This is a genomic window from Psychrobacter okhotskensis (assembly GCF_965638355.1).
In the GTDB taxonomy this organism is placed as follows: domain Bacteria; phylum Pseudomonadota; class Gammaproteobacteria; order Pseudomonadales; family Moraxellaceae; genus Psychrobacter; species Psychrobacter okhotskensis.
The window spans coordinates 1,914,644-1,927,001 of the sequence record NZ_OZ281822.1 but is presented as its reverse complement, the minus strand read 5'-3'; the positions used below and the strand labels follow the sequence as shown (position 1 = coordinate 1,927,001).

At 44.7% G+C, this 12,358-nt stretch carries 7 protein-coding genes; 5 read left to right on the top strand and 2 right to left on the bottom strand.

Annotated elements, in window-relative coordinates:
- Nucleotides 1–71: 71 nt before the first annotated feature.
- Nucleotides 72–2,264 (bottom strand): DNA primase, encoded by a 2,193-nt coding sequence (locus tag ACSUPM_RS08055; RefSeq protein ID WP_025653286.1) that lies wholly within the window; start codon nt 2,262–2,264, stop codon nt 72–74.
- 532 nt (nt 2,265–2,796) lie between these two features.
- On the opposite strand from ACSUPM_RS08055, the gene ACSUPM_RS08050 reads away from it, so the two are divergent.
- Complete coding sequence (locus ACSUPM_RS08050) at nt 2,797–4,428, top strand: alkaline phosphatase (RefSeq protein WP_025653287.1); 1,632 nt, start codon at nt 2,797–2,799, stop codon at nt 4,426–4,428.
- 352 nt (nt 4,429–4,780) lie between these two features.
- On the opposite strand, the gene ACSUPM_RS08045 is transcribed toward ACSUPM_RS08050, so the two are convergent.
- Nucleotides 4,781–6,016 carry an outer membrane protein assembly factor BamD gene (locus ACSUPM_RS08045; protein WP_025653288.1) on the bottom strand — a complete coding sequence of 412 codons (1,236 nt, stop codon included), beginning with the start codon at nt 6,014–6,016 and terminating at the stop codon, nt 4,781–4,783.
- Between the two features lie 815 nt (nt 6,017–6,831).
- On the opposite strand from ACSUPM_RS08045, the gene ACSUPM_RS08040 reads away from it, so the two are divergent.
- The 4 genes from ACSUPM_RS08040 (at nt 6,832) to ACSUPM_RS08025 (ending at nt 12,282) form a co-directional block, all read left to right on the top strand.
- Nucleotides 6,832–8,145, top strand: a complete 1,314-nt coding sequence (locus ACSUPM_RS08040) for an RluA family pseudouridine synthase (protein ID WP_025653289.1) — start codon at nt 6,832–6,834, stop codon at nt 8,143–8,145.
- A 62-nt stretch (nt 8,146–8,207) separates the two neighbouring features.
- Nucleotides 8,208–9,224: a polyphenol oxidase family protein gene (locus ACSUPM_RS08035; protein ID WP_201566697.1), complete on the top strand. Its 1,017-nt coding sequence runs from the start codon at nt 8,208–8,210 to the stop codon at nt 9,222–9,224.
- Nucleotides 9,225–9,307: 83 nt separating this feature from the next.
- A complete protein-coding gene (locus ACSUPM_RS08030) occupies nt 9,308–9,925 on the top strand; it encodes a flavodoxin family protein (RefSeq protein WP_101210993.1) in 618 nt (205 codons plus the stop codon).
- 902 nt (nt 9,926–10,827) lie between these two features.
- On the top strand, nt 10,828–12,282 hold the full coding sequence (locus ACSUPM_RS08025; RefSeq protein ID WP_101210992.1) for a cytochrome c: 1,455 nt from the start codon (nt 10,828–10,830) through the stop codon (nt 12,280–12,282).
- Nucleotides 12,283–12,358: the final 76 nt, after the last annotated feature.

Below are 12,358 nucleotides of genomic sequence, written 5' to 3'. Positions count from 1 at the left end.
CACTAGTAGTGGGGGCAACCACCATACTTTTAAAGGGCTGCCAATTTATAAACCAAAAATAACATCAGATATTAAGACTGCACGGTGACCATCTGCGCCGATTGTTCGGCTTGCTGAGCACGTAGCCAATCGTTCAATAGCTGTGTCTGCTTACGGACAATCGCCAGCTTAATATGATCGGGGTTTTTTATCAGCTCTTGTATCTTTTTCTTCATATTGCGTTCGAGAAGCTGACTGACCAAGTTTTCAATCAGCTCATCAAGGCTCAAAATATTTCTTGTCGTTAGGGTTTTATAAAAGCCGCCCCAGTTACGACTCAGCATCTCTTGGGTAATCGGTTTGACGTTCGACAGGATAAAGTGCGCAGCGGCGTTGGCGTCCTGCGGTAAATAATTGAGGCAGCGCTTGATAGTGCTGACGATATCGAGCAGGGCATCATCTTGCAAGTCTTCCCAAGCAAGTGCACGCAAGATATCAGGCGAGGCTTTTTCCTTGATATGAGCTGGCAGGTTGATGCGGTTGATACCGGCCTGTTGCCAGATCGACTCAATAGGATCTTCAAGCAGTGCACGCGGCTGGAATAAAAAACAAAGCTGCAATTGCTGGCTGATGGTCATATCACCATCGAAATCTAGCAGCGCGTCCCTTGCTTCTTTGTTTTGGCTACGCTTACCACCTAGCTTTTGATAGATATCATTATTTAGTAGGTAACGAAAGCTACTGCCTTTGGGAAGCGCCATGGTTAGTGAACGTACCTGTGACATCAGTTTGGCTTTGCCTTCTACCAAGGTCAAATCATAGCGCTCGCTTAAGTAGGCAAAAATATACTGTGACAGCGGCATGGCATTTTTGATTTGCTCTCGCATAGCGTCACCGCCTTGACTCTTGATAAAGGTGTCAGGGTCATGATTGTTGGGCAGTGTCAAAAACCGTAGCTCTTTATCATCAGCCAGTACAGGCAGAGCAACTTCTAGCGTTCGCCAAGCCGCTTTTTGTCCTGCACTATCACCATCGAAGCTTAATGTCAGGGTAGGATTTAGCGTTAATAATCGCGAGATTTGACTCTCATTAATCGCCGTACCCATAGAGGCAATCGCGCCATAGATACCGGATTGGTAAAGGGCAATTACATCCATATAACCTTCGACCACCAGCCAACTATCCGCACGTTGCTGGCGTGATTCATAATAGCCGTACAGCACATGCTGCTTATGAAAAACGGGCGAGTCAGAGGAGTTGATATATTTTGGCTTCACGTCATCATCGAGCGCGCGACCACCAAAGCCAATGGTGCGACCTTGATTGTCACGAATCGGAAAAATCACCCGATCGCGAAGCAAGTCGTAATCGCGCCCAGATTCTGATTGGCGCACTAAACCAAGCGCTTTTAGACCTTCAATATCTTGCGGGAATTGATGCTCAAGATGCTGCCAACCGAAGGGTGCATAACCGAGACCAAAAGTCTCAAAGATATCTTCAGTAATGCCACGCGATAAGAAATAATGCTTGGCATGCGGATGGATAGTGAGGTTGTGTTGATAGAATTGCTGAATTTGTTCCAGTAAATCGTATAGATTGCCGTCTTTATCTGAGACACTATTGTCACTATGTGAGCCTGCGCCAGCATTGGTATCGGTCAACCATGCAGGTGGAGCGCCATTGTTAGTTGCATCTTGATAGTCGGCAGGATAAGAATCCATTGGATAAGGCGCTGAATCGTAAGCGTCTAGCGGTGGATAGCTGTCGTAGCTGTTTTCATAGTTATGATCGTAGCTACTATCATGATTATTATGGTCATTATAAGTGGGCTGATCTGTATAGTTTTTCTGCTGAGAATCGGTTGCTATGCTTGCTGGTAATTGGTTATCCACTGCTGGCTGAAATTTTGCAGTTTCAGCAGCGGGTGCACGCGAGGCGGGTTTTATAGCAGCTTGTTTTTTAGTACGCTGATAACTAACGTTTTGCTGTTCTTCTTTTGGGACTTCGATGCCCGTTTGTTTTGACAGCTCATTGACCGCTTCGATGAACGTTAGGTTTTCATAATCACGTAAAAAACTGATGGCATTGCCACCGACACTACAACCAAAGCAGTGATAGATATTTTTTTGTGGATTGACATAAAAAGACGGTGATTTTTCACCATGAAACGGGCAACAGCCTTTAAACTCACTACCAGCACGTTTGAGCGTCGTGTGACGCCCAATAATACTGATTAAGTCAGCTTGGCTATTTAATTGTTCGAGAATATGGTTTGGGATACTCATAAGGACAAATATTTTACCACAAGGTCTACATACAATTCATAAATAGGGCTACCAATACCTAAAATAGTTTCAAATAGATGAGAAACCGTTAGTATAATTCGTTTGATTTCTCAATAAAATATCACTGTAGTCTGTTATGACTTTTAAGCCCTTTGTAAATGTCTACTGGCATTTCGATTAAGCCAAGTTACTGATAATTTGTCATTAAACTCGGTGAAATATTGTTACGGAATTGTGTTAGTGTATTCGTTTGAACGCTTCCTCACTGCAATGAAGATTCATTTTAATAGGGAAGTTATTAAGAAAACGGTATGAGTTCAATGAGCCATGGAGTGCGCGTACTTCACGAAGGTTTGCGTAAAAAAGCCATGTCTATTAATTCTGCTGGAGGTAGAGAGCAGTCAAATAATCGGCTCCGCTGACGAACGAGAGCTACACCATATCACTCTAGGCAAACATCTGGACGACAGCTGAGATGGCGATAGTCGCACCCAAATAGCCATGAAAACACCAACCGTAATAGGATTTTATTATGAACGTCCGTAAAGCCACAGTAGCAGCAGGAATGGTCACAACCTACCTGATGCTGACAGCGTGTACAACAATGCAATCTGCGCCGCAAGCAGTACAATCCACGCCGGAAAAAGCCAAAAACGTCATTATGATCATTGGCGACGGTATGGGGCCACAACAAGTTGGTCTACTATTGGCGTACGCCAAGCAAGCGCCAAACTCGGTAATCACCGACGGCACAACAGCCTTTGACCGGATCGCTGCTAACGGCCGTATGGGTATTTCCATGACCCACGCCAACAACAACCTAGTGGTCGATTCTGCCGCTTCCGCTACACAACTGGCAACCGGTAAGCTAGCTGGTGCTGAGATGGTTGGCACGGATAAAGACGGTAACAGCGCAGAAAGTATACTGGAAAAGGCCAAAAAACTAGGCAAATCCACCGGGCTGGTGTCCGATACCCGCATTACCCATGCAACCCCAGCTGGCTTTGCCGCGCACCAGAGCCATCGCAGCTTAGAAAATGAAATTGCTGAAGACCTGCTGAACAATAACGTAGATGTCATGTTGTCCGGTGGTCTGCGTTACTGGATTCCTGAGTCCGTCAATGATGAGCAATCAGCTGTCCGCCAAGAATTGGAAGTGCTGTCCGAAGGTAGCGTCGTTATTAAATCCAAGCGTAAAGACAACCGAAACTTGATCGCTGAAGCACAGCAGAAGAACTATGATTTAGCGTTCAACCGCTCACAGATGGAAAAGGCCGACGGTAAAATACTTGGCTTATTTGCTTATTCATCGTTGCCAAACGGTATTACCGAGCACCAAACTAAGAATGACCCCGCCCGCACCATACCAACGCTAAAAGAAATGTCAGAAAAAGCGATTAATTCGTTGTCCAAAAACGACGAAGGATTTTTCCTGATGATTGAAGCTGGGCAAATAGATTGGGCAGGGCACTACAACGACACTGGCACTATGCTGCACGAAATGCTGCGGTTGAACGAAACACTTAATTATGTATTGGATTGGGCAGAAGGCCGTGACGATACCCTGATTGTGGTAACCGCCGATCACGAAACAGGTGGCTTTGGCTTCAGCTATTCTGCTAATGATCTACCCCACGGACGTGACCTACCAGGCAACGTTTTCAAAGAGCAACAGTTCCAACCGCTCTTCAACTTCGGCGACGTAGCGACCCTCGATACACTCTACGAGCAAAAATCCTCCTACGGCGACATATTTTACAGCCAGTTCGATGCACTAGAAGCAGACCAGCAAACACCTGCCAGCTTAGCTCGCATTGTAAATTCTGAAACTGGCTTTGACATTACAGAAGCTCAAGCTGCGCGCGTACTCGCAACCGAGGACAATCCTCTTTACACCGAAGGCCATCCTTATCTAAGCACCAAAACCGTTCCAAAAATGGACGTTAACGGTGCCTTTTTCGCTTACCAAACTGACGACAATCGTCAAAACCTGCTGGCTCGCGAAGTGGCTGAACAGCAAAACGTAGTCTGGGCCACCGGCACCCATACCAATACACCGGTACTGGTATTTACCCAAGGCCCGGGAGATACTACCGTACCCTTTGGCAAAGTACTGCATCACACAGAAGTAGGTCAACACGCTATGGAAGCACTAGAAGACTAATACATTAATACCTGCCTAAATATTTGACTGGCCCTCGATAATTATCGGGGGCCGGTCTACTTTTAAAAGGCAATGGCGTTAAATAATGAGGGGCTTAATTCTGCTACGTTTATGGTGAGTTGTTAGAGAAGGGTGGTTTGCGAAGGCATAAGCAGTTTTCCCGTAACTGCAAACTCGGGTGTGTTACAGTAGCATTGATACTAATGATGAACAATTATCGATATTAAAAACATAAAATCTATAAAGATATTGTTCAGTATCAGTATGAACAAAAAAAGGCCAACTATCAGTTGGCCTTTTTAAATAACTACAGATTAGCTATATCACTTCAGTGTAAGGCTATGAACGCTAACTATTCAGCTTCTTCTATGACTATATCATTGTCCATTGGTGTTAGACGAATACTATCGCTATTATTCTCATCAGATAGCGTGGTACGGCGCGTTGGGTTGATGTTCTGCGGATCAACATTCGCTTCTCTAGCGGTAGAGCCAGTGCTGGCTTGGTTGGTAACGCGTTCAGAGGACGCCTCAGGCAGACCTAAGCCGACATTGATACCACCAATACGGTTCGTTGGAGAGGTATTTAGTGGTGCATTAGCGTTAGCAGCATTGGCGTTAGTTGCATTGTCATTTGGCAATCGCAACTGATTGGCGTTACGAACGACTTGGGTTTTGGTTGCGCCAGTGTAGTTACCTTGAGAGACTGAGCTGTCTTTGATACCTGAACGGCCAAGCTTACCAAAGGTCAGCTTGTTAAACCAAGTGCGGTCACGCTTGGTATTGAGCTTGACGCGTCCATCACTGGTTAGCCAATTTGGATAGTTGATTTGTAATAGGGTTTTGTACTCTTTGGCCAAGTCGGTTAGCCCTAGCTTTTCATGGCTGTAGGCGAGAATGGCGATGGCTTCGGGTACAGACTCGCTCAGTGGATAGTATTGAAAGACCCATTTGGCACGGTTGATAGCCGCGACATAAGCTTCACGCTCAATATACCAACTGGCCGCACTCAGCTCACTTTCAGCAAACTGATTGTAAATAAAGGTCATACGCTGTGCAGCATCGGGCGTATAAGGGCTATTGGGGTACTTATTAATAAGCTCTTGAAAGTTGGCAAAGGCGATACGCAGATAGGCAGTATCACGCTCAGCTTGATTCAGCTTAAACAATTTAAGGCCTTCAGATGAGCCCTGCATATTGGCCACACCGCGCACGTAATAGGCGTAGCTGACTTGCGGATTAGAAGGGTAGAGACCAATAAACTGATCAGCGCTGGCTGCTGCCAACTCAAACTTACCGCTTTCATATTGGGCATACATCATATCGAGCAGCGCTTGTTCAGCATACTGTCCGGTAGGATAAAAAGTACGCAGATTGGTCAAGTCTTCAATCGCTTGGGTATAACGAGCTTTGTCAATCTGAGCGATGGCATCGTTATAGTAGCCTTGCTCTGACTTCTCGGCGGTTTCGACTGCATCGACGTTTTTATTGGTCAGGTTCTTAAAAGTCTGACAACCCACCAAGTTGACACTTAGCGCAAGCAGGGTGATTGAGGACAGTTTGATAAACGTATTGCCAACAGCGTGCATACTTCTTCTCCGACACAAGACGCATAATAGCAGCGGCGCTATCATGCTATATATAAGGTTAATAATAAAAACGATGCGTAACGCACCAGTTAACGGTTTATTATTGAGTATGCTAATAGGTAAGCCGACTCGTAATCAACATAATTTTTATCAAATACAGTTTTTGCAATGGCTTATTTAATAGTACCAGTTTAAAAGTACATTTTTAAAAATACCGTGCCATAGCATACAGCAAAATAGAGCTTACTTTATAGAATAACCGCGGCTTCGTCTATTTTTTCGTTATCTATTTTGCCGTTCATCTATCTAGAGCGCTTTGAATGGCAGAAGGCCTTCCGTATTTATCTTAGTGTATTCAAGGCCCTACCAGCGGATATATCCTGAACATCTCTGTCTATTACGTTTCAGCTTTGCAGTTTAGCATGAGCCGTCGCAACGAGCGATATCGAATGGCGCTGACATCGACAAATATACAGTAAATTACAGCAACGTCATATTTTAGAGAGTTAATTGTCGATGATTTAGCGATCAAATGATAGGGATAAAATGACAGATAACGCGCAGCTTCTATAGGGCTTGAGCACTTGGCATGCTACACTATGGCACTACTGCCGCTGATTTCTTGACCAAGATAGGTTTTGATGGTCAATGCGAGGCGTTGTTTTTGTTATAGCGCACTATATTTGCCTATAAATTTTTCTTATAAAGTGGTTTATTATAAGTGCTTTATTACTATAAGAAGTGCATTGCTATAACTACTTTATAAAATCATGTCAGGCATTTTTATGTCTAAATCTGTTATGAATAATAATACTATGACCACCCATTTACCACCGAATCAATCGCTAGATACTGATTTATCAGCGCAAGAGCCTTCCATGTCAAATAAAGTTTTAAAAAATAACGAATCATCAGATGCTAAGCCGCTAGAAACTGATGACCGCATAAACGCAGAGACGGTATCCGATGGTTTCATCGCAGACGATACCCTGTCACAAGCGTCAGAAGGTACTGTTTCAGAAGGCAGTGTCTCAAAAGATAGTGATAGACTCGATGACGAGATGATTGAGGACTATGAAACGGATGAGGCTGACGAAGGTATTGATGACAGTGACGACGATGATGATGCTGATTATGAAGCGTCGACTGCAGGGCAAGCGGTACCCGTCGTTATCGATGTAACCTATGCCGTCACCGAAGAACAAGCAGGTCTCCGTATCGATAAATTGGCATCACTGGTGTTTACCGACTTTTCGCGTGCGCAGTTGCAAGGCTGGATCAGCGACGGCAGCTTACTCTATAACGATAGCGTGCAAAAGCCCAAGATTCGGGTCAAAGCGGGCGATGTGATACATCTGTCAACGACGCTGCAGCCGCATGGGGAAGATCAACCAGAAGATATCGATATCGATGTGGTCTATGAAGACGATGATGTCTTGGTGATTAATAAGCCCGTCGGTATGGTGGTTCATCCTGGTGCTGGCAATCAGACAGGTACTTTGGTCAATGCTTTGCTGTATCACTATCCGCAGCAGCATCATCTTCCGCGTGCCGGTCTGGTGCATCGTATTGACAAAGACACTTCTGGATTGTTGCTTATTGGCAAGACCAAACCTGCGCAATTGGCATTGATGGAGCAACTGAAAGACAAGTCTGTCTATCGTCATTACCAGTGTGTCGTCGCTGGCGATGCGGCAAGTCTGCTGCGTCATCGTCGTATTGATGCGCCCATTGGTCGCCATCGCAATCAGCGTACCAAAATGACGGTCATGACTGCTGGTCGCGAAGCGGTCACGCATTTGTTAAATGTGACGGCTCTTAATGACAATTACTGTCTGCTAGATGTGGGTCTTGAGACGGGTCGTACCCACCAGATTCGCGTGCATTTGAGTCATATTACCTATCCGATCGTCGGCGATCGCGTCTATGGTGGTCGTCGTCAACTGCGGGCAGGTCTCACAGAGGCGCAGCGTCAAGCGATTACTAACTTCCCAAGACAGGCATTGCATGCTTATACTTTGGGTTTTGTTCATCCAACGACGGGCGAAGATATCGAAGTCACTACGCCAATCCCTGAAGACATGCAGCAGTTGATGGCTGTGTTAGGTGATGGTTACGATCCTGAATAAATGCTTTTGACTAATTGGCCTTAAGTACGTATTTCTGTGACGAGAGAGATGGTAGAGACGCCATGAAAAGTAAGCTTCCTATGACATTGCTAGCACAACTAGACGATGTGGCGGTTTTTCAGACCGCCGCACTTGCCAATGGTAATAAATGTGCAGCTGATACAAACAGTCAGCAAATGCATGAGCTAGGGCAGGCGAGCTATGGCGCGCTTAATTTGGGCTTGCATGTAAACGATGATGCGGCAAAGGTTTTAGACAATCGCATGCGTCTCTTGACGGCGATTAATGAGAAATTGAACAGCTTGCCATCAACGAGTGCGCAAAATGCTCCTATAAAAAGATTGCATTGGGTCAATCAAGTACATGGCAATGATATTCATCATATCGACGCCACTGCCTTAAGTATGCAACCGCTAGCGGCTGATGCTATGCTGAGTCAGCAGCAGGGTGTTGGTTTAGCGATAATGACTGCCGACTGCGTGCCTATTGTTTTATATCAACCTGCAAGTGGTAAAATTGCCGCCATTCACGCAGGTTGGCAAGGGCTGGCTTGTGGCGTCATCCAAGCAACTGCTGAGCGCTTTACCGACTCAGGGCAAATTATGGCATGGATTGGCGTCTGTATTAGCCAGCAGAATTATGAAGTGGGTAGTCAAGTCCGCGATAAGCTACTGGCAGGTTGCGTAGACAGTCAGTTATTAACGTCAGCAAATATCGAGCGCTTCGATGCGCGCTACGTGATGAATTCTGCAAACCAAACCGGTGATGATAGCCATATTGATACTAGTAAAAATTCGGATGTTAATCCTCAGCGCTTACATAAGACCGTTGATAAACTCGCAAATTATGCCAAAGTAAATGCGGATAAAATTAAGCTAAACTTACCAAGACTTGCCGCTGACCAATTAACTGCTGCTGGTATGACGTTATGTAATGAGTCTGCTATAGGCTGTAGTTACGGCGATGACCGTTATTACTCTTATCGGCGTCAGACGCATTTGCAGCAACCAGCGACGGGACGGATGGCGCTAGTGATTGTGCGCCGTGCTTCCACCCAGTCAGATACTGAGTTGGTATGAATTTGCTAGTCGCTGATCAATACTAAGTACGCTTGAGCCATTTTATTTCTATTTAATTATTTATAGCCATTATTAGAGTTTATATGAATACATCTGCCACAGCATCTTCAACCTCCATAGCGACTGATGACGCAACGAGCGTATCGATTGCCGTCATTTATCATAGCAATTATGGTCATACCAAGCGTGTGGCCGAAGCGATCGTTATGGGTGCGCGCCAACAATTACCAGAAGCTCAGGCAAGAGCCGTCGATGTTCATGATGTCGACTGGGATTTTTTGGATCAGGCAGATCTGCTGGTTTTTGGTAGTGCCGTCTATATGGGTAGCGTGACTGCTGGATTTAAAACCTTTATGGATGAGACCTCACAGCGTTGGTACCATCGCAAATGGGAAGGTAAGTGGGCCGCAGGTTTTGCCAATTCGGGCGGTCTTAGCGGTGATAAATTGGCCGTCTTACAACAGATCTGTTTGTATACCATGCAGCACGGCATGAATTGGATCGGTTTACCCTTGATGCCGACAGGTCATGAATCGCATGATTTAAATCGTCTGTCGAGCTTTTTGGGGCTCATGACGCAATCCCTTGACGGCCCTCCTGAGGAAACACCTGGTAAAGGTGATATCGATACGGCTATCTGGTTTGGTGATCATTTAGCCAAGACCATTATCAAGCATCGACCAGTCATTGCAGTTGGCTAAAGTCAGATTGCCTTTATTAGCATAAATAAGGATTAATTGTCGTAACTGAGACTTGCAATATAATCAGAAATTAACGGCACTATTTCCACTTTGGACTGCAAATTTATCTCCTTTTTATCACCATTATTAAAATCGTGACACGCCCTAATAAATAAAAAAGCAGACATCAATTTGATAGCTGCTTTTTTTTATTGCCATTAGTAAAATTATTTACTAAGGTTTTTAGCGGGTAATGGTTTGACAGGAATGGGGTTTTCGACAAATTGAAAAGATTGGCATGCGCTTAATAGTAGCGCTGCCGAGAGTATGTAGGTCATGACAAAGGATTTCATAATGGTATTTCAGGACACAATTGCCAGCATTAAAAACAGCGTTCATCATAAACAAATTACCGCATTATGCAACGGCTAACCTCATATATACCTCAGTATAATGTGAAGCGTAGACATAGTATGGTTTCTGCACTATGTATCTATTATGTACGCTCGAAATTAAAAATAACAGTCAAAAAATAGAATTATTGAGTTTTATTACTAAAATTTCGTCATTATAAAAAACAGATAAAGCAGTTGATATTTATTAGTAATTGTTTTTAAAAGGAATTTTTTATCGTTGTTAATAATAATATGAATATATGGTTTGAATAATAAAACCCAACCTCTAATGATAAAATCTTTTATTTTTGTAAAAAAATAGGGTGGTTAAGTTACTATTTAAGCAATAACAGCAAAATAGTTTTACATTAGTGGTGAAGGCAGACATTCTACGGTAACTAATCTTCATAGATGCCTCATAGGCAAAGACTTAGATATTGCCAAACAATGAATGGATACTGCTAAATAATAGATATTATGTGCTAAAAATAATTAAAACACCCTAGATGCCAGCTATATGAGGATATTATGAAGCCACTCTCTGTGATGTTATCAATGCTAGCCATTGGTATCACCTCCAGCGCCGTCATGGCTGAAGGTGTCAACCTTCCTAATGCGAGCTTGCCCAACGCAAGCCTACCTAATGTCAGCCCCGCCAATAGTGAGCTTGTCAATCGCGGTGCTTATATTGCTCGCGCTGCTGACTGTATGGCCTGTCACGGCGAGGACTATACCGGCGGGACGGCAATCGAGACCCCCATGGGAGAGATCTATTCCACCAATATCACCCCATCCAAACGTTACGGTATCGGCGACTATACCGAAGCGGACTTAAAGAATGCGCTGCAAAAAGGTCGTGCGCCTGACCATATGCTTTATCCTGCCATGCCATATCCTTCTTACAGCGGCATGAAAGAGGAAGACATCAGTGCGCTGTTTGCTTATTTACAGACGGTACCAGCGGTTGACGAAGCCCCCGAAGAAAAAACGGATCTACCATTTCCTTTTAATATTCGCAGCTTAATGTTGGGTTGGAACTTTCTCAACGTACCGTCTACTGAAAAGCGCGACGGACTGAACGAGACCCAAAAACGCGGTGAATATCTGGTCAATAATCTAGAGCACTGTGGCACTTGCCATACCCCACGTAATAGTACGATGGGTTTTGATAAGAGTATGTACCTATCTGGTGCTCAGCTCGGCAACTGGCATGCGCCAAATATTACCCCAGATGAGTCAAGCGGTATCGGTAGCTGGAGTGAGCAAGATATCGTCACTTATCTGCGTACAGGCGAGCTTGATCAACGTGCATACGCTGGTGGCCCCATGGGTGAAGCGGTCGCCCACAGTACCCGCTACTTAAAAAATGAAGACTTAAGCGCCATTGCGTCTTATCTAAAAGCCGTACCTGCTGTCCAAACCGAAGACAAAGTGTCTGCGGTGGATGTGTCGCGTCTGCCAACGCCAATCAACGAATCTATCACGCATGACTTGCTGGCGCAAAAAGAGTATTTGAAACAGGCAAAAGCGGCAGTAGGTAATGGCAGTAACGCTCCAGAGTCATTATATCTGGCCGCTTGTGGTAGCTGTCATGGTGTTAACGGTTATGGTCAGCCTGATGCTCGCTATGCGCCTATCGTTGGCCTGAGCAGTATCCGCCGTGACCAGCCCGATGCGCTGGTTAATATGATTCTTCATGGGGTAGAAGGGGCAACCAATACGTCGCCTATCATGCCAGGGTTTTCAGACGAGTTAAATAGTGAGCAAATCGCTGGTATTGCCAACTACGTACGGGTGAATTTTGGTGGTCTTGCTAGCAGTGATGTGAGTGCTGATGATGTTGATCGCATCGCAAATACTGGCGTTGATAAGCCTTTCTTGATTAAGTACGCAGGCTTATTGGCGATAATAGGTATTATCGTTGCGATTGCTATCATTGTATTTATCATCCGCGCCATCTTACGCTCTAGACGCCGCGCTTAGTTTGACTATGTTTAGATAAATGGTCGAACAAAGAATTTATAAAGGCGTATTAGACGCTGATTACAGTACGAGAATT